The following is a 25,604-nucleotide window of genomic DNA, read 5'->3' on the forward strand; positions in this document are numbered from 1 at the left end:
GCTCCTGCCAGGTCGCTTCTAGTGGACGAGCTTGACTGCGGTGTCGACGGCCGCGGTGACGTCGCCGTCGGGTGGGTAGAGCAGCGCGCGTCCGACGATCAGTCCGCGCACGGACGGCAGCTGAAGTGCAGCGTCCCACTTTGCGTACGTTTCTTCCGGCGCGATCTGCGGATCGCCGCCCAACAGGAGCGTCGGGAGGGTGGTCGCATCCATGACGCGTTCCATCTCGTCGACGACCGGCAGTTTCATCCACGTGTACGCCGAGGTGGAGCCGAGACCTTGGGAGATGTGGATGGATTTGATGACGGCGTCGGGGCTGAGATCGTTGACGACCTTGCCGTTCACGCGGCTGGAGAGAAACGGCTCGAGCATCGCGATCAGTCCGGCCGCGGCCAGTTCGTCCACGGCTTCGGCACATGCCGTCATGGTGGGCAGAGTGCCCGCGTCGTCGAGTGCGATGCGTAGCAGCATCTTTCCGCCGTTCATTCCGAACTTCGCGGTGCCCGCCGCGGTGTATCCCGTCATGCGGTCGTCGAGTTCGAAGCTCGCGCCTGCCAGGCCGCCGCGGTTCATCGACGAGAAGACGACCTTGTCGTCGAGGGCGCCGAGGAGGAGCAGATCGTCGAGAATGTCCGCGGTGCCGAGAACGCCGTCGACTCCGGGATTGTCGAGCGCAGTGCGTAATCTGTCGAGCAGATCTGTACGACTGTTCATCGCTGTCGGCTTGCCAGCGACAGACAGTGCCCCACGGGCCGGGTGATCGGCAGCGACGATCATCAGTCGACCATTGCCTCGAACAGTGGCGCGAGGAGTTCGCGCTGCCCAGGCCTTTTCGATGATCTGCGGATCGCTCGCACGCAGTTCCGTCACTTCGGCGTAGGTGGTGGCGAGGGGGCGGGCGGCGAGCTTGTCAGACATTGACTGCCTCCGTGGCTGTGGCTTCGGCGAGATCGTGGACTTCTTCGGCGGTCGGCATCGCAGTGGAGCATTCGAGCCGAGATGCGACTATCGCGCCGGCCGCGTTGGCGTACCGCAGTACCTTCTCCAGCGGCCACCCGGCCAACAGTCCGTGGCACAGTGATCCGCCGAAGCTGTCGCCTGCTCCAAGCCCGTTGACCACGTCGACGGCGTTGGGCGGCACGGTGATCGACTGCTTTCGCGTTTTGCCGAGTACGCCCTTCGGGCCCTGCTTCACGATGGCCAGTTCGACGCCGAGGTCGAGAAGCGCGTCGGCGGCCTTGTTCGGATTGGTCTCACCGACCGCGATCTCGCACTCTTCGCGGTTTCCGACGGCTACTGTCACGTGCGCCAGAGCGCGCTGCACCTGATTTGTTGCTTCTTGGGGCGTCGACCAGAACATCGGGCGGTAGTCCAGATCGAGGACCGTCAGCGGGCGTCGTTCGCGGGCTTCCCAGGCAGCGAAGTGTGCACTGCGACTCGGTTCTTCGGACAGCCCTGTCACAGTCGACCAGTAGAGGGACGATGCTCGAACGGCGTCGAGGTCGATGTCTTCCGGGGTGATCCGAAGATCGGGCGCATGCGGCTTGCGGTAGAAGTACAGCGGAAAGTCGTCAGGAGGGAAGATCTCGCAGAACGTCACCGGTGTCGGGTACTCGGAATTGGTGACGACAAACCTGTTGTCGACGCCCAGACGTGCCAACTCGCGTGTGACGAACTTCCCGAAAGGATCGCTGCCTACGCCGGAGATCAGTGCTGCTCGCCGGCCGAGGCGCGCGGCCGCCACCGAGACATTGGCTGCGCTGCCGCCGAGGAACTTGCCGAACGTCTCGACGTCCTCGAGTCCGACACCGGTCTGAAGTGGGTAGATGTCCACCCCCGATCGGCCGATGGCGAGCACGTCGAAGGGTGCGTCAGGGATGTGTGACCCGCTCTGGTGAGTGTTGATGCTTGTCAAAACTGACTCCCGAGAGTTCGTGGTGGGTTGCCCACGCAGGGCACCGTTGTATGACTGAAACTGTGCGCCGCGACACAGCGATTGTCAATAGTTTGTCTGGACATTATGACTTGCGGTCAAGTGAATGTTAGTGTTCGCATACACTGCCGAGAGAAGTAGCGTCGATACGGCGCCTTCCCAAGACAGATCGGAGTTGGCCGTGGTCGCAGCACTCGCCGTCGAGTTGGACCGCTCGAGCCCGGTGCCGCTGTATTTTCAGCTGGCACAGGCAATCGAGGGCGCTATTCTCGGTGGCGAACTTGCCCCAGGTGATCGCTTCGAGAACGAACTGGCGTTGGCCAAACGGCTCAATCTCTCACGTCCGACCACTCGACGCGCGATCCAGGAACTGGTGGACAAGGGACTACTTGTTCGTAAGCGGGGAGTCGGAACTCAGGTGGTGCAAAGTCCGGTGCACCGCCCGGTCGAGCTCACCAGCCTGTTCGACGACCTTGCGAGGGCCGGCCAGGCGCCGACGACCAAGCTGCTCGAGTTCACGGTGGGAGTTCCCGCCGAGGACGTTGCCGCGGAACTCAACCTCGAACCTGACGCCGAAGTGGCCACCATCAGGCGTCTGCGAAGCACCAACGGCGAACCGCTTGCCGTGATGACCAACTACATTCCGGTGGACATCGCACCCGATCCCGAGGAGTTGGAGACGCAGGGGCTGTACCAAACCTTGCGAACTCGCGGCGTTCACATCCGTGTGGCGCGGCAGCGAATCGGCGCTCGGGCGGCGACTCGCGAAGAAGCAGGATTGCTCGACGAGAAAGTGGGTGCTGCCCTCTTGACCATGAGCCGCACTGCATTTGACGATTCAGGTAGCGCCGTCGAGTACGGCAGCCACTGCTACCGAGCGTCGCGTTACTACTTCGACACCACCGTGGTCGACCGCTAGATCTCGATCCCGGTGACACGAGTACCCGCCTGACCGAGTCAGTGGGGGTGATTTGTGATCCCAGCATTTCTGCGATCCTTCGATCATTTGACCCGAACGGAGCCTCATGACAGGCATTTCAGTAGCAGTTGCCGGATTCGGATGGATGGGCCGCGTCCACACGCAGGCGTATCTGCGTCTGCGGCAACACTATCCCCAGTTTCCCGTGATCCGCCTGGCCGCCGTCGCCGACGAGGTGCCTGGCCGAGGGGAGGAAGCAGCGGACCAATTCGGTTTCGAAGCTTTCACCCAGGATTGGCGCGATATCGCAGCCGATCCGGCCATCGACGCGGTGAGCATCACGGCCCCGAACTTCTTGCACCGTGAAATCGGCGTCGCAATGGCAGAAGCCGGCAAACACATCTGGATCGAGAAGCCCGTCGGCTTGTCCACGGAAGACGCCAAAGCTGTTGCCGCAGCAGTCTCGAAGGCCGGTGTGCAGTCGACCGTCGGCTTCAACTACCGAAACGCGCCGGCTGTGGCCCTGGCAAAAAGCCTGATCGACTCAGGGGAGTTGGGCACGATCACGCACTCGCGTTTTCGTTTCCTCAGCGACTATGCGGCCCACCCTGAAGGTGCTTTGAGTTGGCGATACGAGCGGGAGCGCGGCGGCGCCGGCGTCCTGGGCGACTTGGCTTCGCACGGCATCGATCTGATTCGTCATCTTCTCGGTGACGTCGACGCTCTCGTTGCGGATACTGCGATCTTCATCCCGGAGCGTGCGCGTCCGTCCGCCGCTACCAGTGGACATGCGCGGGCCAGCGGTGGGGAGATGGGGGCTGTCGAGAACGAAGACTTCGTCAGCGCACTGCTGCGCCTCGGGTCGGGTGGCCGGTGCACCCTCGAAGCATGCCGTGTCGCCGTGGGAGAGCAGAACAATTACGGATTCGAGATTCACGGCACGAAAGGTGCCGTGTTCTGGGACTACCGCCGGATGGGTGAACTGGGCACCAGCCTCGGCTCGAAGTACCAGGACCAATCCGTCACGACGGTTCTGGTCGGCCCCGAGTCCGGTGAGTTCGGCCGCTTCCAGCCTGGCGCGGCCAACGCGATGGGCTACGACGACCTGAAAGTGATCGAGGCTCGCAATTTCATCGCCTCGATCGTGGACGGAGCGCCGCAGGGCGCGACCATCGCTGATGCAGTCGCGTCCGCACAGGCTCTGGACGCGATGGTCGCCTCGGTGACCTCCGGCAGCTGGATTTCTCTCGGCTGATCGACAGCTCCTCCGAAAGGCTCTGGTGCAGTGACATTTCCCCGCGGACTGGCGCTGCTCGTGGCAGCAGCGCTGTTCATGGAGATGCTGGACGCGACGATTCTCGCAACGGCACTGCCGTCGATCGCCCAATCTTTCGGAGTTGATGCCGTCGACGTCAATGTCGCCGTTTCTTCGTACCTCCTGGTGTTGGCCGTCCTGATCCCGGCGAGCGGATGGATGGCCGACAGATTCGGAACGCGACGTGTCTTCATCTCTGCCATAGCCGTTTTCACGGTGGCGTCGGTGGGATGTGCACTGAGCACCTCCCTCCCGATGCTGTTGGGAATGCGTGCTTTACAAGGGGTAGGCGGCGCCATGATGGTGCCGGTGGGGCGGCTCGCAGTATTGCGGGTGACGTCGAAGGCGGAACTCGTACGGGCTATCGCCTACTTGACGTGGCCGGCGCTCACAGCGCCGGTTCTTGCGCCCGCTGTGGGTGGAGCCATCGTGTCGATCGCTTCGTGGCGCTGGATCTTTCTGATCAACGTTCCGATCGGGATCGTCGGGTTTCTGCTGGCGTTGCGCCTGGTGCCCGACATTCGGGAGGCGCAGAAACGGAGCCTCGACTGGCTGGGATTGGTGGTGATCGGAGCAGGCGTCGCAGTGCTTGTCGTGGCGCTCGACAGCGTGCACAGTGCCGGAACCGACTGGCTACGAGTGGGCCTCGGGATCGTTGCGGCTCTGATCTTGTTGAGCTTGGCCGTCATTCACCTCGTCCGGTCGGATCATCCGCTCATCGCGCTCGGCGTCCTCCGACTTCGATCGTTTCGGCTCGTCGCGTCGAGCGGCTCGCTGTACCGGCTCGTGATCATGGGCGTGCCGTTTGTGCTGCCGTTGTTGTTCCAAGTGGGATTCGAAATGTCGGCGTTCAAGGCCGGTCTGCTGGTGATGGCTCTGTTCGCGGGGAATATCGCGATCAAACCGCTCACCACTCCGCTCATGCGCAGGTTCGGGATCAGACTAGTTCTGGTGGGAAACGGAGTTCTGTCGGTGGTGTGCTTCGGTGCGCTGGTACTGATCTCGTCGACGACACCGGACGTCGTAATCGCTGTCGCACTGTTTGTCAGTGGCGCGTTGCGATCCATCGGGTTCACCGCGTACAACAGCTTGGCGTTCGCCGACGTCGACTCGGGTGAGCTGACCGATGCCAATACTCTGCATGCAACGCTGCAAGAGTTGGCGTCCGGTCTGGGTATTGCACTGTCCGCTTTGGTGATCACGCTCTGTACACCGTTGGCGGAGTCGGAGGATCTGAGCGGCGGAGTGCCGTTTTCTCTGACGCTGGGTGTTCTCGGGGCCATGCTGGTGCCGACGGTGATCGAGAGTTGGCGGCTCCCACGCGATACGGGTGCTGTGGTGTTGGTGCGCTGATGAAGCGTCTTCCGCCACCTTCATCATAACGCGGGACCCGGGGCTTGCGGCAAGGCCCCGGTGATGGTGCACACTCGTCTGCTGCGAGCAAGCAAAAGCCTTGCCCGAAGGAGGGGATCGCATGAGTGACGTCATCATTGTCGGTGCTGGACCAACTGGATTGATGCTGGCAGGTGAGCTCCGGCTGCAGGGCGTCGATGTCGTCGTCGTGGACAAGGACGAGGAGCCGACTCAGTTCGTCCGTGCCCTCGGCATCCATGTGCGCAGCATCGAAATCATGGAGCAGCGCGGGTTGCTGGACAAGTTCCTCGCGCACGGCCGCAAGTATCCGCTCGGTGGATTCTTCGCGGGGATCAGCAAACCGGCACCGGCGCACCTCGATACTGCGCACGGGTACGTACTGGGCATTCCTCAGCCCGAGATCGACAGGATTCTTGCCGAACATGCCACCGAAGTCGGTGCGGACATTCAGCGAGGGAAGCGCGTCGTCGCGATCCGTCAAGATACCGATAGCGTCACAGCGGAATTGTCCGACGGCACAACACTTCACGCGCGTTATCTCGTGGGCTGCGACGGCGGCCGCAGCACTGTTCGGAAGCTGATCGACGTCGGGTTTCTCGGCGAGCCGTCGAGCGCCGACACGCTGATCGGCGAAATGGACGTGACCATGCCGGCTGATGAACTGGCCGCCGTTGTCGCCGAAATCCGGGAAACGCACAAACGATTCGGAGTCGGTCCCGCCGGTAACGGCGCTTTTCGTGTCGTGGTCCCTGCGGCCGAAGTTGCCGACGGTCGCGCAACACCGACCACCCTCGACGACATCAAACAACAGCTACTGGCCATTGCGGGTACCGACTTCGGTGTGCACTCGCCGCGGTGGCTCTCGCGCTTCGGCGACGCCACCCGTCTGGCGGAGCACTACCGGCGCGACCGGGTGTTCCTCGCCGGCGATGCCGCACACATCCACCCACCGATGGGCGGTCAAGGTCTCAATCTCGGTGTGCAAGATGCCTTCAACCTCGGCTGGAAGCTCGCCGCCGAGATCAACGGCTGGGCACCGGACGTCCTGCTCGACACGTACGAATCGGAACGGCGTCCGGTGGCTGCCGACGTTCTCGACAACACGCGCGCGCAGGCGGAGCTGATCTCCACCGCTGCCGGTCCACAAGCCGTGCGGCGCTTGATCTCTGAGCTGATGGAATTCGAAGACGTCAAGCGCTATCTGACCGAGAAGATCACTGCGATCTCGATTCGCTACGATTTCGGCGAAGGCGACGACCTACTCGGTCGGAGGCTGCGGAACATCGCGTTGACGCGCGGCAACCTGTACGACCTGATGCGATCCGGCCGCGGACTTCTTCTCGACCAGGGTGGCCAACTGTCCGTCGATGGTTGGAGCGATCGCGCCGACCACATCGTTGACACAAGCACTGAATTGGACGCTCCGGCTGTCCTGCTTCGGCCGGACGGTCATGTGGCATGGGTCGGGGATTCGCAGGCGGAGTTGGATACTCAGCTGTCCAAGTGGTTCGGCCGGCCGGCGACGGGCCCCGTGTGACTCTTCGGATTCGGCAACCGAGCACCGTGGCGACTCGGACGCACTACCGTTGACGACTATGAGGCGAAGGTCAGCACAGGTTGCGGCTGCGGCAGCGGGCTCTGTGGGAGCGCTGATGCTGACAAGCTGCACGACCAATGTCGATGTGCCGAAAACCTTTGCCGCCACGATAACGGTGACCGGTCAGGCAGAGCAGGCCGAGACGGTCTCTGGAGAGTGCGTGATCGACATGATTCGTGTTGCTCCGAACGACCAGATTCAGATTTTCGGGGGCAGCGGCGCTGCATCCACAAGGTCGGCACTCGAGGTCGAGGCAATCGATCAACTTCCCGACGGAATGAGCACCTGCTCCTACACCGCACATTTTGATGCCGTCCCCGCAAACCAGAGAAACTATGAGGTGAGCTTGGGCCACTTCTCTCCGGAGTCCTTCAGCTCAGATGAGTTGGAGAACGGTGTCACCTATCAACTTCGCCGGCCCTGACTGAACCAGTTCTCCCTCGCGTTGTATCCGGTCCGACTTTCACTGAGCTCGCTTAGTGGTCCCGTCGCCTCCGCGCTGTCGAGCCTTACCGGGGTTGATGTGGAGCCGAACACCCTCGTAGGCGACTGTGTACGGCACATCGTCGTCGTTGTCCGGGTCGCCGGAGTCCGCAGGATCCGGAAGTTCCGCGATCTGTTCGATGACAGTCTGTGCTCGCGCCGCACCGGGATCGAACATCTCCTGAAACGGCCCGACGAACGACCCCCCAAGCCCGCGGCGCCTTGCCCGAACAGCCGCCCACCCGAACACCGCCAACGGGCCGATCATGGCGAACAGCACTAACAAGTCCCACCCCATGCCACGAGCATACCGACTGACCGGCATTGGGCGGTCCGAGTCTCGTCAGCGCTGTCGTCCCTCAGGCCATTCGTCTCTCGGACTGTGCCTTCAGCAACTCGGCCAGATGGTCAGGCGAGATCCGCTCGCGAACCGCCTCCATCACTAGTTCGGCCTGCGTCTGAGGCGCGAGGCCGTCGATCGGTTGGTCTCGGTCCAGATTGGTCGGGAAGGCGTAGCCCTCAGCGGAAGCGGCGACGGCACAGCGAACGGACTCGTCGGAACCTGCTTCGCTGAGGGCGAGCAGTGCCGGATAGATCGCGTTGACGAGCGCGTCCCGGTCAATGGTTCCGAGGGCGCGACCGAAGGCTGACGACACCTGAAGAAGATTTGCCATGCGCAGGACGTCGGCGGATTTGTTGTGGCCGGCGGCGTGGAACAGTGCAGGGTTGAAGAAGACGGCATCTCCCTTCTCCAAAGGTAATTGGACGTAATTGGCCTCGAAGAACTCCTTGAACTCGGGACGCTCGAACGCGAGGTATCCGGATTCGAATTGTTGGGAGTACGGCAGATATTTCGTCGGGCCCGTCTCGACCGGCATGTCCACATGGGCGACTGCACCTTGCAAGGTGAGGGCGGGGGTCAAGCGATGAACGTGCGCTCGGAACTTCGCAGCGACGTCGCTCGACATGAAACCGAGGTGGTAGTCGCGATGTGGATTCTGTGCGGCGCCACCGGGATTGACGACGTTGACGTCCGACGTCACCTGATACATGGGGCCGAGCCAGGCTTCCGAAGCTAAAGCGACAATGCTGTTTGCGTAGTAGTCGACGTAACCCTTGGGATCTTCGAGCGCCAACTTCAGTTGTGCTCCCCAGATCCGGTCATTGGCTCCGGGTTTGGCGAAGTGATCTCCGGACACCGCGCCGGCTTCGTGTTGGCGCGCAATGAGTTCACGGAAGACCGCACTGGCGCGATCCAATACCTCCGCGTCGAACGCGCCTTGGAAGACCGTGATGCCTGGACCGGTGAGTAACGCGCGGGCGATCTCGTCCTGAATCTCCGCCCGGATTTCAGGATTCGACAATTTGTCGACCAGAGCATCCGAGCGGTAGAGAAGAACGCCGTCGGCCACCGAATGGGCGTACGGGTAATCGACGGGGTCTGTCTCGTGTGCGACCAGAGCGGCGAAGTCTTCGATGTTGCAATCTTCTCGGTGCAACCTACCCGCGAACGGCACGGTGTGGTCGGTCAGTGCTGGAGTCATTCGGGGGCCTTCCTGCGGAGTTCACGATGTGCTGTGACTCAAAGACTGCCAAGGAAAAGCCATCGAAACTACCCCTGAAATCCATCAAAAAGACCTCAGGAAGCGCTCCCCTTGGACTCGACCGGTGACGGAAGATCTGCGCGCTACGACGGGATCACGTTCCTGGGTGAGAGTTAGAGAGTGAAGGCGTTCCGGAAAGCAGTGAGTGCGGTGTCACTGTCTCCGGATGCCCAGCCCTCCAATCCGATCGTGCCGGTGTAACCCTGCTCGGCGAGAACGCGTGCGATGGCTGGGTAGTTGATCTCGCCGGTTCCGGGTTCGCATCGGCCGGGTACGTCGGCCACCTGAATCTCGCCGATGTTGTCACCACAACGCCGCACGAGTTCGATGAGGTTTCCTTCGCCGATCTGTGCGTGGTAGAGGTCGAGCATCATCTTGAGGTTGGGGTGTGAGACGGATTCCACCAGTGCCAGAGTGTCTTTGGCTCTGGCCATCGGTACGCCAGGGTGATCGACGATCGTATTGAGATTCTCGAGGCAGAAGACGACTCCGGCGTCTTCACCCAGTCGCGCGATCTTCTCGAGAGCGCGTTGGGCCGTCAGCCACATCGCTCCCGTAGTTCGATACTGCGGGCGCGCGGCCTGTCCGTCGATCAGCTCGCCGGTATGGAAGTTCAGCCGAGGAACGCCGAGTTTCGCTGCCGGCGTGAGGCATAGCGCCGCTGTTCGTACGAGTTCGGCGCTGCCCGCTTCGTCGAACAAATCGCCGTGAAGATAGCCGGTCATCGAGGAGAACCGAGCCCCGGTGGCGACCAGAGCATCGAGGTCCTTGTCTTGCCAACTCCAGATCTCGGCTGCGAACCCCGCCTCCGAGATCCGCCGAATGCGTTCGACGACAGGGAGTTCGGTGAACGTCATCTCGGCAGAGACTGCCAAATCGAAGGGGCTCACTGCGGCACCGACAGCAGCGATACGGGCAGTCCGGTTTCCACGGATTCTTTTGCAGCCAGTGCGATTTCCAGGGCGTTGCGAGCATCGAGACCGTCGACCGACGGCGCGCTGCCGGAGCGGATGCAGTCTGCGAAGTGCGCTAGCTGGGCAACATAGGCGTCGTGAAACAGTTCGATGTTCACCCGAGGTGTGTCGGCCCGAACGCCCGGTGAGCTGTAATGACGCATCGCGGTCCGCGTGACCTCGCCTGCACTCACCATTCCACCGGAACCGAAAACCTCGCCGCGAACGTCGTAACCGTAGGTGGCCTGGAAGTTGGCCTCGGCCGACGCGAAGGCGCCGTTGTCGAACCGCAACTGAACCATCGACGTATCGAGGTACCCCTGCTCCTTGTACTGCGGATGGACGAGAGCATCGGCCTGCGCGAACACCTCGACGACGCGTGCCCCCGGGTTGAGCCAGAGCAGGGCGTCGAAGTCGTGAATCAGTGTCTCGTTGAAGATCGTCCACGGCTTGACTCGAGAGGCGACGTCGGCGGTGATTCCCGGATCGCGAGTCAGAGAGCGAAGTAGCTGCGGTGTCCCGATCCCACCGGAGGTGATCACGTCGTGTGCCGCGGCGAAGTCGGCGGCGAAGCGCCGGTTGAAACCGACCTGCAGCGCAACATTGTTCGCGGCGCATGCGCCGATTGCGCGATCGGCGTCCTCGAGTGTCAAAGCCATCGGCTTTTCGCAGAAGACATGCTTGCCGGCCTCCGCTGCTGCTACCACGAGATCGGTGTGAGTTGATGCGGGCGTACTGATGAGCACCGCTTCGACGGTCGGATCGGCAATCAGCTCAAGGGCGTCGGTGTACGCGCGGGCGTCGGGACTGACACGTTCGATCAACGACGCCGCAGCGCCGGGCGCAGGATCGGCGACGGCGACGAGACGGGTGCCGGGGATACGCAGCGCGACGGACTCGCCGTGGAAACGGCCGATCCATCCAGCGCCGACCAGACCGACTGCAACAGAGACAGACATGGGGGCTCCGTTCGGAGTGAGGATGAGGAACTAGATCGTTCTAGTCGTGTCAGTAAAGCGCTGGTTGCCTCGTGCGTCAACGTTTCGGCGTGTATTCGCTGGAACGATCTAGTCTGTGGAGGTGAACAGTCGACGCCCCACCTTGCAAGACGTAGCAGACCTGGCCGGTGTGTCACGCGCACTGGTGTCCATCGTCATTCGTGATGTCCCGGGTGCCAGCGATGCGACGCGGGTACGGGTCAAGGCGGCCGCGGACGAACTCGGCTATCGACCCGACAACGCGGCGCGACTGCTGCGCCAGCATCGCAGCCGCCTGATCGGTGTCAGTTATGTTGCCGCGCAAACCTTTCACGCGGAGCTGCTCGACGAGATCTACGACGCAGCCGAACGCTTGCGCTACGACGTCGTTCTCAGCGCCGTCTCGGACCGCAGGCCTGGCTCGCGCGCCGTGCGCACCCTGCTCGACGACCGATGCGAGGCGATCTTGCTGTTGGGTTCGCAGGCGCCGGAATCGGAGATCGTCGACCTGGCGGCCAAGGTTCCCGTCGTCGTGCTCGCCCGGAAGATGCCCTCAGCACATGTGGACGTTGTCCGCACGGACGACGAGGCGGGCGCCGTGATGGCCGTGAATCATCTCGTCGGACTCGGGCACCGCTCGATTGTCCATGTCGACGGCGGACGCGGTCCGGGCGCCCAGGAGAGGCGTCAGGGCTACCGGAAGGCCATGCGGGCGGCCGGACTGGAATCGCGGATACTTCCCGGCGGCCTCACGGAGGAGTTCGGCGCGGACGCCGCGCGGTCGATGGTCGAACAAGGGATTCCCGGTGCGGTCTTCGCTTTCAATGATCGTTGCGCGCTAGGAGTCCTGGACGTCTTCTTGCGTGCGGGAGTCTCGGTGCCCGGCGACGTCTCCGTGATCGGATTCGACAACAGTGCATTGGCAGGTTTGGTGCACATCGATCTGACCAGTGTCGGGCAGGACACGGCGTTTCTGGGTGGCGCCGCGGTGGAGCGAATCTCCGAACGTCTCGATGGCGGAAGTGGACTCTTGGGCAAGGACATAGTCGCGCAGCCACAACTAGTGGTTCGAGGTTCAACTGGACCTGCAGCGCGTTGACCTGGCCTTTCCACTCCCTTCAGTTTGTCTGGTCTTTGATAAGCAGTCCTAATGTCAGAACAAACTATTGACATTCGACTGTGACGGGTATTACATCTTTCACATACAACCGAGCACCATCCGTTCGCGGGCCGTTGGTTGATGTCGAGAGGGAGTTCACATGTCGTTTCTCACGGGACGCAAGAGCGTTGCCGTACTGGCCGGAGCCTCAGTCGTGGTCTTGGGTCTGGCCGCCTGTTCAAGCACCGGCGGAAAGCCGGATTCTTCCGGATCCGGAATGGGCGCGGGTACGGCGGACACGCCCCGCGCCACCATTGCGATGATCACCCACGAGGTTCCCGGTGACACGTTCTGGGATCTGGTGCGCAAGGGCGCCGAAACCGCAGCGGCCAAGGACAACATCGAACTTCGGTACTCCGCCGATCCCGAGGCACCGAACCAGGCCAACTTGGTTCAGAGTGCGATCGACAGCAAGGTCGACGGGATCGCCGTCACGCTCGCGAAGCCCGACGCCATGGTTGCAGCGGTCCAAAGTGCCACCGCCGCGGGCATTCCGGTGGTCGCCCTCAACTCGGGCCTCGAAACCTGGAAGGACATGGGCGTCAAGGAGTACTTCGGTCAGGACGAGTCGATTGCCGGTGAAGCTGCCGGCGAGCGACTCAACACCGAAGGTGCCACCAAGGTGCTGTGCGTGATTCAGGAGCAGGGCAACGTGAGCCTCGAATCACGGTGCGCCGGTGTGAAGAAGTCGTTCAAGGGAACGACGGAGATTCTCAACGTCAACGGCAAGGACATGCCGTCGGTGGAGTCGACCATCACCGCGAAACTTCAACAGGACCCGGCAATCGATCGAGTTCTCGCGCTCGGTGCGCCGTTCGCATTGACGTCCGTGACGTCGGTCGGCAATGCGGGAAGCAAGGCGAAGGTCGTCACCTTCGACACCAACGCGGCGCTCGTCGACGCCATCAAATCCGGTGACGTGCAGTGGGCAGTGGACCAGCAACCCTTCCTGCAGGGCTACCTCGCCATCGATTCGCTGTGGCTTTACCTCAACAACGGCAACGTGATCGGTGGTGGCTTGCCCACCCTGACCGGACCCGCGTTCATCGACAACACCAACATCGACTCGGTCGCCGAGTACGCCAAGAACGGAACTCGCTGATCAGGGCGCACGGAGGGCTGAGAGTCCGCACTCCGTGCGCCTGTCCAGCACGGAAGGGAAATCATGTCCACTCAGGCAGATCTCGACCTTGCCGCCCATAAAGTCGTGACCGATGAACGGGTGAAGGAGCAAAAGCGCATTCAGCGTCTGCTGCTCCGCCCGGAGATGGGTTCACTTGTCGGCGCCATCGCCATCTTCATCTTCTTCTGTATCGTCGCGGCACCGTTCCGTACGCCGGAAGCGCTTGCGACAGTGCTCTACTCCAGCTCCACGATCGGCATCATGGCTTGCGCGGTCGCCCTGCTCATGATCGGCGGCGAGTTCGACCTCTCCGCCGGCGTCGCAGTCACCACGTCCTCGCTCGCCGCGTCGATGATCGCCTACAACCTGCACCTCAACCTGTGGGTGGGCGCGATTCTGGCGCTGGTCGTCTCGCTCGCCGTCGGATTCTTCAACGGCTACCTCGTCATGAAGACGAAGATTCCCAGCTTCCTCATCACCTTGAGTTCTTTCCTGATGTTGACCGGTATCAACCTGGCCGTCACCAAGCTCGTGAGTGGTCAGGTGGCCACACCCAGCGTCTCCGACATGGCTGGATTCGATTCCGCCAAAAAGGTATTCGCGTCGTCGTTCTCGGTCTTCGGGGTGTCCGTCAAGATCACGGTCGTGTGGTGGCTGCTGTTCACCGCGATTGCAACATTTGTTTTGTTCAAGACCAAGATCGGCAACTGGATCTTCGCGGTCGGCGGCAATCAGGACAGTGCCCGCGCGATCGGTGTGCCGGTGACCGCAGTCAAGATCGGCTTGTTCATGACCGTCGGCTTTGCTGCCTGGTTCGTGGGCATGCATCTGCTGTTCTCGTTCAACACCGTTCAGTCCGGTCAGGGTGTCGGTAACGAGTTCCTGTACATCATCGCCGCAGTCATCGGCGGTTGTCTGCTCACCGGTGGTTACGGAACCGCGATCGGCGCTGCGATCGGTGCATTCATCTTCGGTATGACCAACCAGGGCATCGTCTACGCAGGCTGGAACCCGGACTGGTTCAAGTTCTTCCTCGGCGCCATGCTGCTCTTCGCGGTCATCGCCAACAACGCATTCCGCAACTACGCTGCGAAAAGGTGACACATGAGTACCACAGCTGAAGTTCCCGCTCTCTCGAACTCGGGCGGCAACGTGCCACTGATCGAGCTCAAGGACGTCGGTAAGCAATACGGAAACATCATCGCGCTCAAGGGAATCAACCTGCGCGTCGGTGCGGGTGAAGTAACAGGCGTGCTCGGTGACAACGGCGCAGGCAAGTCCACGCTGATCAAGATCATCGCCGGTCTGCACCAACAGAGCGAAGGTGAACTACTCGTCGACGGTGAACCGACAACGTTCCACTCGCCGAAAGAAGCTCTCGGCAAAGGCATCGCGACGGTCTATCAGGACCTCGCCGTCGTTGCGTTGATGCCGGTGTGGCGCAACTTCTTCCTCGGGCAGGAACTGCGCAAGGGTGGTCTGATCAAGTCGCTCGACGCCAACGCCATGCGCGCGACGACTCTTTCGGAACTGTCGAAGATGGGCATCGAACTACCTGACGTCGACGCACCGATCGGTAGTCTCTCGGGCGGTCAGCGTCAGTGTGTTGCCATCGCCCGCGCCATCTTCTTCGGCGCGCGCGTGCTGATTCTCGACGAGCCGACAGCAGCGCTCGGCGTCAAGCAGTCGGGAATGGTGTTGCGCTACATCACCGCTGCCAAGGAACAGGGATTCGGCGTCATCTTCATCACGCACAATCCGCACCACGCGTACATGGTCGGCGATCACTTCGTGCTCCTCAACCGAGGCAGGCAGAAGCTTGACGCCAAGTACGACGACATCTCACTCGAAGAACTGACCAAGGAGATGGCGGGCGGTGACGAGCTCGAGACGCTGACCCACGAGCTTCGCCGCTAGATCAAAACCTCGCGACTACAGCCTCGGTTCGAATCGAACCGAGGCTGTAGTCGTTTCGTCACAGGATGGTCGTCGGCCGAACCCCGAGGCCGGAATGCATGTACGCCTCGTCGATCATCGTCATGTTGGCTACCGCGTCACCCGGCCCGATCGGCAGCGCCGAGACCCCGGACAGATGATCGGCGAACGCTTCGAGTTGATAGGTGTACGACGACTTCGTGCCCAGATGCTCGACGCTCGTGCGCCCACCGGCCGTGACGGAGACACGGTCGTCGATGTCCGGCTGCAGGAAGTTGTGCACCAGGACGTCTCCTTCAGTGCCGAATACTCGGAAGGTGAAGTGATACCGCTCGTCCAACATCGTGGTCACCACGGATGCCGTGGCGCCGCTGGGGTATTCGAGTTCGATGTCGAACCACGAATCGACCCCCGGAGCGTATTCCTCGTGGCGGGTCCCGGTCACCACTGGCGCACCGCCACAGACGTCACTCAGCGTCCGGGAAGCATGTAACCCGTAGCAGCCCAGGTCCATCAGTGACCCGCCTGCCAAGGCGAGCTCCCACCGCGGGTCGTTCTCGGATGGTGTGGGCATCCGCAGTACGGTTTCCACCCGAGTGACCGCGCCGACTGTGCCGCTCCGAACCACATCCAGCAGGCGCCGGTTCACCGGATGAAAGAGGTAGTGGAACCCCTCGAGCAGCGTCACTCCGCTCACGCGCGCTGCCTCGGCTACAGCACGCGCTTCCACCGCGTTGCTCGAAAACGGTTTCTCCGTCAGCACGTGCTTGCCGGCCCGAACGGCGGCGAGATTCCACGGTCCGTGCAGGCTGTTGGGTAGCGCGTTGTAGACGACGTCCACCTCCGGATCCGAGATCAGCTCGGCGTACGAACCGACCACCCGTTCGATCCCGTGCTGGGCCGCATAGGCTCTGGCCCGCTCGGGGTCGCGTGCGGCAACGGCCACCAGGCGGTGCCCGGTGGCCGTTGCAGGTTTGATCATCGCGTTCTCGGCGATGCGTGAGGCTCCCAGAATGCCTATCCGCAGCGGGGTAGGTGTCACAGAACCGACCGCAGATACTCGACGCTCGCTCGCACATCGCGCACCGGTCCTTCGTCCGACGGCGCTTCGGCCAGAATGGTGTCCTGCTCGAGCACGTACCACCCGTCGAAACCGTGGCGCTGCAATATGGCTGTGACACCGGCGATGTCGACGTCGCCGCCACCGAGTGGACGGTACATTCCCGCCTTCACGCCGTCGGTGTAGGTGAGCTCACCTCTGCGAACGCGTGATGCGAGGGCATCGTCGACGTCCTTGAGATGCACGTGGGTGATGCGCTCGGGAGCTTGACGCGCCAGGTCGACCGGATCGGTGCCGCCGATCAACAGGTGGCCGGTATCCAGGCACAGGGGGATGGCCGAGCCGTCGAGCACTCGCAGGACCTCGTCGCGCTGCTCGATCATCGTTCCGACGTGAGGGTGGACAACTGCCCTGATTCCGCGCTCGGCCGCGGCGTCGGTGAGGCGATCGAGATTGTGCAGCAGGGTTTTCCAACTCTGCTCGTCCAGTTCCGGGCGTGAATCGTAGCCGTCGGAACCCGTCGCGGCGGCCAGGACCAAAACCTCGGCACCCGAGGCGACGAAACCGTCGAGGATGGGGGAGATGCCGGGAACCGGATCATGATCGCGATCATGCAGCAGTACCGGTGCGAACCCGCCGACTGCGCTCAGATCGTGATCCGCGAGCACCTTGGCCATTTCGGCGGGTGCAGTCGGCAGAAAGCCCTCCGGTCCGATTTCCGTTGCCGCCAGACCGACTTCGCGCATTTCCCGGAGGACTTGCGCAGGGTCGAGCTGGTAGCCCCAGCCCGGGACTTCGCACACGCCCCAGGAGATCGGTGCGCCGGCGATGCGAGGAGTGCTCATGTGTGTGCCTCATTCTTGTCGTGAAGGAACAGATCTTTGACTTCGGTGATCGTGACGGGCCGACCCTCGCGCAGAGAGTGCGTTGCAGCTTCGGAGATCCAGGCCGACTCGACCGCATCTGCGGGCGTGCACGGTGATTCCCGACGCCCGGCGACAACGCCGAGGAATGCTTCGAGTTCCGCACGGTAGGCGGACGTGAAGCGGTCCATGAAGAACGTGTACGGCTCCTTCGAGGGGAACGATGTTTCGGGGTCGAGGGAGCGGAGTGGCAAGCGGTCGTCCAGCCCGGCAACGACGGAGTCCGCCGAGCCGAGTACCTCGAGTCGGCAGTCGTAGCCGCGGCCGTTGTAGCGGGTATTCGACACGACCGCGATGGTTCCGCCTTCGAAAGTGAGAACCGTTGCGGCGGTGTCGACGTCACCGGCATCGGCGATCCCGCGATCACCCTGATTCGAGCCGGTGGCAAAAACAGTGGTGACTTCGCGGCCGCTGATCCACCGTACGATGTCGAAGTCGTGGATCGAGCAGTCGCGGAAGATGCCGCCTGAGTGTTCGATGTACGAGATCGGCGGGGGAGCGGGATCGAGGGTGGTCGATCGGAGAGTGTGGATCCAACCGAGTTCTCCAGATCGAACCGCGTCGTACGCCGCCACAAATGACGGGTCGAATCGGCGCTGAAATCCGATCTGGACTGGTACCGACGTCTGCTCGGCAGTCGCGAGTACACGAACGGAGGATTCGATGGAGTCGGCTACCGGCTTTTCGCAGAACGTCGGGATGTCTAGGCGAACAGCGGCTTCGATCAATTCGGCATGTGAACTCGACGGCGCGGCGATCAGAACGCCGTCGATGCCTGACGCTAGAAGCGCGTCGGGATCGGCAGCGGACTCCACGTCGAGTTCGCTTGCCACGTCCGCGGTTCGGCGAGCGTCGACATCGGTGACAACCAGTGCGGCGACGCCGTTTAGCGTCAGTAGATTTCGGGCGTGGTAGCTGCCGATTCGTCCGAGGCCGACGACTCCGATGCGAGCGCCCATCAGTCCAGCCCTCCGAAGACGTTCTGGTCCCAGTCGATGATCGAACCCGTCACGACTCCGCTGCGATCGGAGAGCAGGAAGACGACGAAGTCGGCGATTTCGTCGACCTGTCCGAGCTTGCCCATGGGGAGGGTGCTGCCCGCGCGTTCCTGCCAGTCGTCACCAGCGTCGTGAAAAGCTCTCTGCGTGAGGTCTTCACCCTCGGTCTGTGTCCACCCGATGTCGAGACCGTTGATCCGGATACGATCCCAGCGATGCGCATGGGCGGCGTTGCGGGTCAGCCCCGCCAGCCCGGCCTTCGCTGCCACGTACGGCGCGAGATACGGCTGCCCGCCGAGTTCGGACGTGGAGATGATGTTGACGATGGACCCGGGGACCGCACGCTCGCGCATGTCTTTGACTGCTGCCTGCATCGTGAAGAACGGACCGCGAAGGTTCACCGCGATGTGCTGGTCGAAGAGTTCTTCGGTGGTGTCGAGCAGCGTTCCGCGTGAAGTGAGCCCGGCGGAATTGACCAGAGCATCCACGCGGCCGAAGTGAGAGATCGTCTCGGCCACGCTGTCGAGCGCGGAATCCGTTTGTGCCACATCGGCTTCGATGAAGTGAGTTCCCGGAAGTTCTGTCTCGAGAGCCTTTCCGACGTCCGGGCGTCGGCCGGTGAAAGCCACCTGAGCGCCCTCACGGACTGCGGCGCGTACGATTCCGGCGCCGACGCCTTGCGAGCCGCCACTGACCAGTAAGACGGTGTCGGCCAGGAGTGTGGGCCTGGTTACGCCCGGCGTAGAAGTCATGGGTTTAGTCTGGCTGTGACGAAGACCTCGAGCAACAGCAAAAAACCATCAAATATCCATCATCGTGAGGTAGTTGTGGCGCATCGATTCAAAGTACGGGAGATCGCTCAGCAGTCGGGCCTGAGTGAGGCCACCGTCGACCGGGTGCTCAACGACCGTCCTGGAGTTCGCGACGGCACACGATCGGAGGTTCGCCAGGCGATCACGGACCTGGAACGTCAACGCTCGCAACTGAAACTGGTCGGTCGCACGTTCATCGTCGACGTCGTGTTGCAAACTCCTGCAAGGTTTTCCGACGCCGTCCGTGACGCGCTCGAGGCCGAACTGCCCACCCTTGCACCCGCTGTAGTTCGTTCCAGGTTTCACTTTCGTGAAACCGGTTCGGTAGAAGCGATGACGTCGACGCTCGACAAGATTCGCCGGCGTGGCTCCCACGGAGTCATCGTCAAGGCTCCCGACACTCCGGAAGTCGTGGCGGCGATCGACCGGTTGGTGGCGGCAAGGATTCCGGTCGTCACGTTGGTGACCGACGTTGCCGGCAGCAGGCGAGCCGCTTACATCGGCATCGACAACCGAGCCGCTGGAGCCACCGCCGCGTACTTGATAGATCAGTGGCTGGGGGATCGGGAAGGCAACGTGCTGGTCAGCATGAGCAGTGGGTTCTTCCGCGGGGAGGAAGAACGGGAGATGGGATTTCGCTCCGCCATGCGAGTCTCGGCTCCGCATCGACGGTTGATCGACATTCCGAACAGTGACGGTCTGGATCAGACGAGTAGGAAATTGGTGCGAGCGGCACTCGAATCCGATCCGCAGATCCGTGCCGTGTATTCGATCGGTGGTGGCAACCTGGCCACGGTCGACGCGTTCGAAGAATTGAACCGGGAGTGCAGTGTCTTCATCGCCCACGATCTCGACGGTGACAATCGAAAGTTGCTGGGGGAGAAGCGAATATCGGCGGTGCTCCACCACGATCTGCGTGCGGATGTTCGCACTGCCTGTCAGGTGGTCATGAAGGAACACGGCGCTATGGGCGCTCACTTCGGCTTTACGACGTCACCGGTTCAAGTCGTGACACCGCTCAACATGCCCCCGACATAGCTGTGCGCGGCTAAGGAGTCCGGAGACTCCCTAACCGCGCACAGGGCCGAAGGCCTGACTATCGAGCGAAGAGCAGTGCTCGCTTGACTTCCTGAATAGCCTTTGTCACCTGGATGCCGCGGGGGCACGCGTCGGTGCAGTTGAACGTGGTGCGGCAACGCCACACGCCGTCCTTGTCGTTCAGGATGTCGAGACGCTCGGAAGCGGCCTCGTCACGGCTGTCGAAGATGAACCGGTGTGCGTTCACAATGGCAGCGGGACCGAAGTAGCTGCCGTCGCTCCAGTACACGGGGCACGACGTGGTGCAGCATGCGCAGAGAATGCACTTGGTGGTGTCGTCGAAACGTGCACGGTCGTGCTGGCTCTGGATGCGCTCACGAGTGGGCTCGTTGCCACTGGTGATGAGGAACGGCTTCACGGCGCGGAATGCGTCGAAGAAGGGCTCCATGTCGACAACCAGGTCCTTCTCGACGGGCAGGCCCTTGATGGGCTCGACCGTGATGGTGACCGGCTTGCCGTCCTTGGGCAGCATGTCCTTCATCAGCAGCTTGCAGGCCAGACGGTTCACACCGTTGATCCGCATCGCGTCCGATCCACAGACTCCGTGTGCGCAGCTGCGACGGAACGTGAGGGTGCCGTCGAGGTAACCCTTCACGTACAGGAGCAGGTTGAGCAGACGGTCGGTGGGCAGTGCCGGGACCTGGAAACTGTCCCAGTGCTGGCCCTCGCCCGATTCGGGGTTCATCCGCGCGATCTTGAGAGTGACCATGACGGCCCCCTCAGGAACAGCGGGGAGTTTGGGTGCATCTACAGCAGGCGCAGACATCAGTACTTACGCTCCATCGGCTCGTAGCGGGTCTGGATCACCGGCTTGTAGTCCAGACGGATGTCGGAGAGCAGGCCGTCACCCTCCTTGTACGCCATCGTGTGCTTCATGTACTCGGCGTCGTTGCGGTCCGGGAAGTCCTCGCGAGCGTGGCCGCCGCGCGATTCCTTGCGGTTGAGGGCGCCGACGACGGTGACCTCTGCCATTTCGAGGAGGAAGCCCAGCTCGATGGCCTCGAGCAGGTCGCTGTTGTAGCGCTTGCCCTTGTCCTGGACCGTGATGTGGTTGTAGCGCTCCTTGAGAGCACGCACATCCTTGAGAGCCTGGGTGAGGCGCTCTTCGGTGCGGAAGACGGAGGCGTTGTTGTCCATCGACTGCTGCAGCTCGGTGCGGATGTCCGCAACGCGCTCGTGGCCGTGATCGGACAGGATGACGCCGACCCAGTCTTCGACCATCGCGGCCGGGGTTTCCGGCATGTCGACGAACTCGGTGGAGTTCGCGTACTCGGCGGCAGCGATGCCGGCGCGACGGCCGAACACGTTGATGTCGAGGAGCGAGTTGGTACCGAGACGGTTTGCACCGTGTACGGAGACACAGGCGCATTCGCCGGCCGCGTACAGACCCTTGACGATCTCGTCGTTGTTGCGCAGCACCTCACCGTTGATCTTGGTGGGGATACCGCCCATGACGTAGTGGCACGTCGGGTAGACGGGCACGGGCTCCTTGACGGGGTCCACGCCGAGGTAGGTGCGCGAGAACTCCATGATGTCGGGGAGCTTCTCGTCGAGAACTTCCTCGGGGATGTGCGTCACGTCGATGTAGACGTAGTCCTTGTTCGGGCCGGCGCCGCGGCCTTCGAGAACCTCGAGGACCATCGAACGCGCCACGATGTCACGCGGAGCGAGGTCCTTGATGGTGGGTGCGTAACGCTCCATGAAGCGTTCACCATCGGCATTACGGAGAATGCCACCTTCACCGCGGACGGCTTCCGAGATCAGGATGCCGAGACCGGCGAGTCCTGTCGGGTGGAACTGGTGGAACTCCATGTCCTCGAGGGGCAGGCCCTTGCGGAAGATGATGCCCATGCCGTCACCGGTGAGGGTGTGCGCGTTGGACGTCGTCTTGTACATGCGTCCCGAGCCGCCGGTCGCGAAGACGATCGACTTGGCGTGGAAGATGTGCAGCTCGCCGGTCGAGAGCTCGTAGCAGATGACACCGGTGGCAACCGGGCCGTCCTCGGTCTCGGTGATGGCGATGTCGAGGGCGTAGAACTCGTTGAAGAACTCGACGTCGTGCTTGACGCAGTTCTGGTAGAGCGTCTGCAGGATCATGTGACCGGTGCGGTCGGCGGCGTAACACGCACGGCGGACGGGTGCCTTGCCGTGGTCGCGTGTGTGGCCACCGAATCGACGCTGGTCGATCTTGCCTTCGGGCGTGCGGTTGAACGGCAGACCCATCTTCTCGAGGTCGAGCACCGCATCGATGGCCTCCTTGGCCATGATCTCGACGGCGTCCTGGTCGGCGAGGTAGTCGCCGCCCTTGACGGTGTCGAAGGTGTGCCACTCCCAGTTGTCTTCCTCCACGTTCGCCAGTGCGGCACACATGCCGCCCTGGGCCGCGCCGGTGTGGCTGCGGGTGGGGTAGAGCTTGGTCAGTACGGCCGTGCGGGCACGGGGGCCAGCTTCGATTGCCGCACGCATGCCTGCGCCACCGGCGCCGACGATGACCACGTCATAACGATGTTCCTGCATGAAGTCTGTGCTCCCCTAGCTCGCCGAGATATTGGGGTCGAAGGTGAAGATGACGTACGTGCCCAGGCCCATGATCAGGATCATCGAGAGAACGAGGATCGTGGTCAGCCAGAAGCGCGTGGAGTCCTTGCGGGAGTAGTCCGCGATGACCGTGCGCAGACCGTTACCGCCGTGCAGCTGTGCCAGCCACAACATCGTCAGATCCCAGAACTGCCAGAACGGGCTGGACCAGCGACCTGCGACGAACGCGAAGTTCAGACGGTGAACGCCACCGTCGAGCATCAGCATGATGAACATGTGGCCCAGGACCAGAACGATCAGGGCGACGCCGGAGAAGCGCATGAACAGCCATGCGTACAACTCGAAGTTGTTCCGAGCCTTCGCGCGCGGGGACCGCGGGTTGTCCAGGCTTGCGGGACGGTCGTATGAGGTGCCCAGGCTCTTGGCTTCGGGTCCGTGAGTAGTCGCCATGTCAGTGCTCCGCAAACATGTTGATGAGGATGCGTCCGGCGCCTGGGATCATCACCAGGAACCAGATCGTCAGAATGGTCCAGAGCATGACGCGCTGGTACTTCGGGCCCTTCGACCAGAAGTCCACCAACATCACGCGCACGCCGTTGAGGGCGTGGTAGAGGACTACGCCGACGAGGCCGATCTCCATGAGGCCGACGAGGGGGTTCTTGTACGTGTCGATGACGGCGTCGTACGTATCGGGATTGACCCGAACGAGTGCCGTATCGAGAACGTGTACGAATAGGAAGAAGAAAGTAGCGACGCCTGTGATCCGGTGTAGAACCCAGGACCACATTCCGGGGTCGCCCCGGTAAAGCGACCTCGTGCGCTCCTTCTGAGGAGCGGCTTCAGTCGTAGTACTCATCGAGTGCTGTGCCTCCAACGTCATTGGTGGACGCGTCGAGCCTGCAGAGAGCTTCGATGTACCTCAGCCCGGGCTCGACGGGATCCTGAACCGACTTGACTCAGACTCTAAACCTATGTGAAACCGGGAACTAATCAGATGCGGGATTCGTACGCGTACCAAACTCTTTGTAAGGTTTGCCTTTCCAATCTCGCCGAGACTGTTTCGGCGTGGTTTCTGCATCCATTCAGTCGGCGTGATTGGATAACGAACCATGGGCGACATCGACTGGAAGTTGTTGCGGCACAACGCGCAAGTGGTCATGCGGCAGGCTTATGCACCGTACTCGGGCTATGCAGTGGGTGCAGCTGCCCTGGTAGACGATGGTCGGATCGTCTCAGGATGCAATGTGGAAAATGTCTCATACGGTTTGAGCCTGTGTGCCGAATGTGGACTCGTCGGTAACTTGGCCGCCACCGGGGGTGGCCGGCTGCTTGCCTTCACGTGCTGCGACGCGAAGGGCTCGATTCTGATGCCGTGCGGCCGGTGCAGACAGCTTCTCCTCGAGCACGGCGGGGGTGAGATGCTTGTCGACACGAGCAGTGGGTTCAAGCCGCTGAGCGAGCTGTTGCCTGATGCTTTCGGGCCGGAACAAGCAGAGGGGCTCCGCCATGTTTGACGCAGTTTCCATCATCGGCGCCAAGCGTGACGGCCGCGAGCTGTCGGGAACCGAGATCGACTGGATAGTTCAGGCGTTCACACAGGGGATCGTCGGTGACGAGCAGATGTCGGCGCTCGCGATGGCGATCTACTTCCGCGGAATGTCGCGAGCAGAGACCGGTCGATGGACCGAGGCGATGATCGAATCCGGCGGGAGGATGGACTTTTCGGACTTGCCGCTGCCCACCGTCGACAAGCATTCGACCGGTGGAGTGGGGGACAAGATCACCCTTCCGCTTGCACCCCTCGTCGCTGCCTGTGGTCTTGCAGTCCCGCAGTTGTCGGGCCGCGGACTCGGCCACACCGGTGGAACTCTCGACAAGCTCGAGGCCATTCCAGGTTGGCGAGCCGAGCTCACGGCGACGGAGATGGTCGACATTCTCTCGGACCCGAAAATCGGCGCGGTGATCTGCGCTGCCGGAGCGAATCTGGCCCCCGCGGACAAGAAGCTCTACGCGCTGCGCGACGTGACCGGAACGGTGGAATCCATTCCGCTGATCGCAAGTTCGATCATGAGCAAGAAGATTGCCGAGGGAACCGGCGCCCTGGTGCTCGACGTCAAGGTCGGTTCCGGAGCGTTCATGAAGGACCTCGGCGACGCGCGAGAGTTGGCACGCACGATGGTCGAGCTTGGCAACGACGCCGGCGTGCGTACAAGCGCTCTCATCACCGGGATGGACACCCCGCTCGGATTGACGGCGGGCAACGCCCTCGAGGTACGTGAATCCGTCGAGGTGCTGGCAGGCGGCGGGCCGTCGGACGTCGTCGAGCTGACCCTGGTCCTGGCTCGGGAGATGCTGTCAGCGGCTGGGATCGACGGTATCGACCCCGCCGACAAACTGGCCGACGGCACGGCAATGGACCGGTGGCGCGCGATGATCGCCGCCCAAGGTGGGGACCCACACGCGACGCTGCCGGTGGCCCGGCACAGCGACGTCGTCACCGCGGACCGGGACGGCGTACTGACCCGACTCGACGCCATGGCGGTGGGCATCGCGGCCTGGAAACTGGGAGCCGGACGCGAACGGCAGGGCGAAGCCGTTCAGGCCGGTGCCGGCATCGAGATGCATGCAAAGCCTGGCGACGTGGTCCGTGCCGGGCAGAAGCTGATGACATTGCACACCGACACTCCCGAGAGATTTGATGCAGCGCGACGAAGCCTCGGCGGTGGATGGTCGATCGGGACCGATTCCGACACCGTTTCGCGACCGTTGCTCATCGAGCGAATTGTGGGTGATTCGCGTTAGC

26 protein-coding genes are annotated in these 25,604 nt (G+C 62.4%); 12 read left to right on the top strand and 14 right to left on the bottom strand.

Translation table 11 applies throughout. The annotated features are described in order from the left end of the window. Positions 1 to 18 precede the first annotated feature (18 nt). Together ACBG85_RS10080 and iolC are read right to left on the bottom strand one after the other, a co-directional pair. Entirely contained in the window at positions 19 to 918 is a 900-nt protein-coding gene (locus ACBG85_RS10080) for an aldolase (RefSeq protein ID WP_070162750.1), read from the bottom strand. Continuing rightward, positions 911 to 1,915: a 5-dehydro-2-deoxygluconokinase gene (gene iolC / locus ACBG85_RS10085; protein ID WP_030535074.1), complete on the bottom strand. Its 1,005-nt coding sequence runs from the start codon at positions 1,913 to 1,915 to the stop codon at positions 911 to 913. The genes ACBG85_RS10080 and iolC overlap by 8 nt, the downstream gene beginning before the upstream one ends. Positions 1,916 to 2,114: 199 nt before the next feature. On the opposite strand from iolC, the gene ACBG85_RS10090 reads away from it, so the two are divergent. From ACBG85_RS10090 to ACBG85_RS10110, 5 genes are all read left to right on the top strand, one after another. Further along, positions 2,115 to 2,852, top strand: coding sequence for a GntR family transcriptional regulator (locus ACBG85_RS10090; protein WP_003941006.1), 738 nt, complete (start codon positions 2,115 to 2,117; stop codon positions 2,850 to 2,852). A gap of 106 nt (positions 2,853 to 2,958) precedes the next feature. Further along, positions 2,959 to 4,107 carry a Gfo/Idh/MocA family oxidoreductase gene (locus tag ACBG85_RS10095; protein WP_287489144.1) on the top strand — a complete coding sequence of 383 codons (1,149 nt, stop codon included), beginning with the start codon at positions 2,959 to 2,961 and terminating at the stop codon, positions 4,105 to 4,107. A gap of 30 nt (positions 4,108 to 4,137) precedes the next feature. Next, positions 4,138 to 5,520, top strand: coding sequence for an MFS transporter (locus ACBG85_RS10100; RefSeq protein ID WP_372027381.1), 1,383 nt, complete (start codon positions 4,138 to 4,140; stop codon positions 5,518 to 5,520). A 121-nt stretch (positions 5,521 to 5,641) separates the two neighbouring features. Next, the gene (gene iri / locus ACBG85_RS10105; RefSeq protein WP_372027383.1) at positions 5,642 to 7,078 is read left to right on the top strand and encodes a rifampin monooxygenase Iri; all 1,437 of its coding nucleotides are present in this window, start codon (positions 5,642 to 5,644) and stop codon (positions 7,076 to 7,078) included. A gap of 58 nt (positions 7,079 to 7,136) precedes the next feature. After that, positions 7,137 to 7,562 carry a hypothetical protein gene (locus ACBG85_RS10110; RefSeq protein WP_100245418.1) on the top strand — a complete coding sequence of 142 codons (426 nt, stop codon included), beginning with the start codon at positions 7,137 to 7,139 and terminating at the stop codon, positions 7,560 to 7,562. A 39-nt stretch (positions 7,563 to 7,601) separates the two neighbouring features. Here ACBG85_RS10110 and ACBG85_RS10115 read toward each other — a convergent pair whose 3' ends face one another. From ACBG85_RS10115 to ACBG85_RS10130, 4 genes are all read right to left on the bottom strand, one after another. Beyond that, complete coding sequence (locus ACBG85_RS10115; RefSeq protein WP_037125592.1) at positions 7,602 to 7,919, bottom strand: hypothetical protein; 318 nt, start codon at positions 7,917 to 7,919, stop codon at positions 7,602 to 7,604. 61 nt (positions 7,920 to 7,980) lie between these two features. Next, positions 7,981 to 9,165: a phytanoyl-CoA dioxygenase family protein gene (locus tag ACBG85_RS10120; protein WP_372027385.1), complete on the bottom strand. Its 1,185-nt coding sequence runs from the start codon at positions 9,163 to 9,165 to the stop codon at positions 7,981 to 7,983. A 173-nt stretch (positions 9,166 to 9,338) separates the two neighbouring features. Beyond that, the gene (locus ACBG85_RS10125; RefSeq protein ID WP_080726629.1) at positions 9,339 to 10,115 is read right to left on the bottom strand and encodes a TIM barrel protein; all 777 of its coding nucleotides are present in this window, start codon (positions 10,113 to 10,115) and stop codon (positions 9,339 to 9,341) included. After that, the gene (locus ACBG85_RS10130) at positions 10,112 to 11,137 is read right to left on the bottom strand and encodes a Gfo/Idh/MocA family oxidoreductase (RefSeq protein WP_372027387.1); all 1,026 of its coding nucleotides are present in this window, start codon (positions 11,135 to 11,137) and stop codon (positions 10,112 to 10,114) included. The genes ACBG85_RS10125 and ACBG85_RS10130 overlap by 4 nt, the downstream gene beginning before the upstream one ends. Positions 11,138 to 11,252: 115 nt before the next feature. Here ACBG85_RS10130 and ACBG85_RS10135 point away from each other — a divergent pair, with 115 nt between their 5' ends. From ACBG85_RS10135 to ACBG85_RS10150, 4 genes are all read left to right on the top strand, one after another. Further along, complete coding sequence (locus ACBG85_RS10135) at positions 11,253 to 12,254, top strand: LacI family DNA-binding transcriptional regulator (RefSeq protein WP_118602482.1); 1,002 nt, start codon at positions 11,253 to 11,255, stop codon at positions 12,252 to 12,254. 160 nt (positions 12,255 to 12,414) lie between these two features. Then, a complete protein-coding gene (locus ACBG85_RS10140) occupies positions 12,415 to 13,416 on the top strand; it encodes a substrate-binding domain-containing protein (protein WP_007727338.1) in 1,002 nt (333 codons plus the stop codon). A 63-nt stretch (positions 13,417 to 13,479) separates the two neighbouring features. Further along, positions 13,480 to 14,538, top strand: a complete 1,059-nt coding sequence (locus tag ACBG85_RS10145) for an ABC transporter permease (protein WP_003940759.1) — start codon at positions 13,480 to 13,482, stop codon at positions 14,536 to 14,538. Between the two features lie 3 nt (positions 14,539 to 14,541). Beyond that, the gene (locus tag ACBG85_RS10150; RefSeq protein ID WP_007727336.1) at positions 14,542 to 15,354 is read left to right on the top strand and encodes an ATP-binding cassette domain-containing protein; all 813 of its coding nucleotides are present in this window, start codon (positions 14,542 to 14,544) and stop codon (positions 15,352 to 15,354) included. Positions 15,355 to 15,412: 58 nt separating this feature from the next. Here the strand turns inward: ACBG85_RS10150 and ACBG85_RS10155 are convergent, their stop codons facing one another. Genes ACBG85_RS10155 through ACBG85_RS10170 form a run of 4 tightly spaced genes read right to left on the bottom strand, consistent with a single transcriptional unit; the run spans position 15,413 to position 19,105 of the window. Continuing rightward, the gene (locus tag ACBG85_RS10155; protein ID WP_082893249.1) at positions 15,413 to 16,414 is read right to left on the bottom strand and encodes a Gfo/Idh/MocA family protein; all 1,002 of its coding nucleotides are present in this window, start codon (positions 16,412 to 16,414) and stop codon (positions 15,413 to 15,415) included. Then, a complete protein-coding gene (locus tag ACBG85_RS10160; protein ID WP_007727332.1) occupies positions 16,411 to 17,277 on the bottom strand; it encodes a TIM barrel protein in 867 nt (288 codons plus the stop codon). The genes ACBG85_RS10155 and ACBG85_RS10160 overlap by 4 nt, the downstream gene beginning before the upstream one ends. Continuing rightward, entirely contained in the window at positions 17,274 to 18,314 is a 1,041-nt protein-coding gene (locus ACBG85_RS10165; RefSeq protein ID WP_372027390.1) for a Gfo/Idh/MocA family oxidoreductase, read from the bottom strand. The genes ACBG85_RS10160 and ACBG85_RS10165 overlap by 4 nt, the downstream gene beginning before the upstream one ends. Then, the gene (locus ACBG85_RS10170; protein WP_065455150.1) at positions 18,314 to 19,105 is read right to left on the bottom strand and encodes an SDR family oxidoreductase; all 792 of its coding nucleotides are present in this window, start codon (positions 19,103 to 19,105) and stop codon (positions 18,314 to 18,316) included. Before ACBG85_RS10170 ends, ACBG85_RS10165 begins: the two co-directional genes overlap by 1 nt. A gap of 75 nt (positions 19,106 to 19,180) precedes the next feature. Here ACBG85_RS10170 and ACBG85_RS10175 point away from each other — a divergent pair, with 75 nt between their 5' ends. Next, positions 19,181 to 20,203, top strand: a complete 1,023-nt coding sequence (locus ACBG85_RS10175; RefSeq protein WP_083057767.1) for a LacI family DNA-binding transcriptional regulator — start codon at positions 19,181 to 19,183, stop codon at positions 20,201 to 20,203. Between the two features lie 58 nt (positions 20,204 to 20,261). Here ACBG85_RS10175 and ACBG85_RS10180 read toward each other — a convergent pair whose 3' ends face one another. The 4 genes from ACBG85_RS10180 to sdhC are packed head-to-tail and all read right to left on the bottom strand — an operon-like array spanning position 20,262 to position 23,657. Next, positions 20,262 to 21,029, bottom strand: coding sequence for a succinate dehydrogenase iron-sulfur subunit (locus ACBG85_RS10180; protein ID WP_003940925.1), 768 nt, complete (start codon positions 21,027 to 21,029; stop codon positions 20,262 to 20,264). Then, entirely contained in the window at positions 21,029 to 22,780 is a 1,752-nt protein-coding gene (sdhA, locus tag ACBG85_RS10185) for a succinate dehydrogenase flavoprotein subunit (protein ID WP_003941011.1), read from the bottom strand. Before sdhA ends, ACBG85_RS10180 begins: the two co-directional genes overlap by 1 nt. A 15-nt stretch (positions 22,781 to 22,795) precedes the next feature. After that, positions 22,796 to 23,251: a succinate dehydrogenase hydrophobic membrane anchor subunit gene (locus ACBG85_RS10190; protein ID WP_003940699.1), complete on the bottom strand. Its 456-nt coding sequence runs from the start codon at positions 23,249 to 23,251 to the stop codon at positions 22,796 to 22,798. Between the two features lies 1 nt (position 23,252). Beyond that, positions 23,253 to 23,657: a succinate dehydrogenase, cytochrome b556 subunit gene (gene sdhC / locus ACBG85_RS10195; RefSeq protein WP_020969155.1), complete on the bottom strand. Its 405-nt coding sequence runs from the start codon at positions 23,655 to 23,657 to the stop codon at positions 23,253 to 23,255. 253 nt (positions 23,658 to 23,910) lie between these two features. Here sdhC and ACBG85_RS10200 point away from each other — a divergent pair, with 253 nt between their 5' ends. Both ACBG85_RS10200 and ACBG85_RS10205 read left to right on the top strand, forming a co-directional pair. Continuing rightward, positions 23,911 to 24,315 carry a cytidine deaminase gene (locus ACBG85_RS10200; RefSeq protein WP_003940810.1) on the top strand — a complete coding sequence of 135 codons (405 nt, stop codon included), beginning with the start codon at positions 23,911 to 23,913 and terminating at the stop codon, positions 24,313 to 24,315. Then, on the top strand, positions 24,308 to 25,603 hold the full coding sequence (locus ACBG85_RS10205) for a thymidine phosphorylase (RefSeq protein ID WP_003940738.1): 1,296 nt from the start codon (positions 24,308 to 24,310) through the stop codon (positions 25,601 to 25,603). The genes ACBG85_RS10200 and ACBG85_RS10205 overlap by 8 nt, the downstream gene beginning before the upstream one ends. Position 25,604: the final 1 nt, after the last annotated feature.

Origin of the sequence: Rhodococcus sp. NyZ502 (genome assembly GCF_041464245.1) — a bacterium.
Classification (GTDB): domain Bacteria; phylum Actinomycetota; class Actinomycetes; order Mycobacteriales; family Mycobacteriaceae; genus Rhodococcus_F; species Rhodococcus_F qingshengii.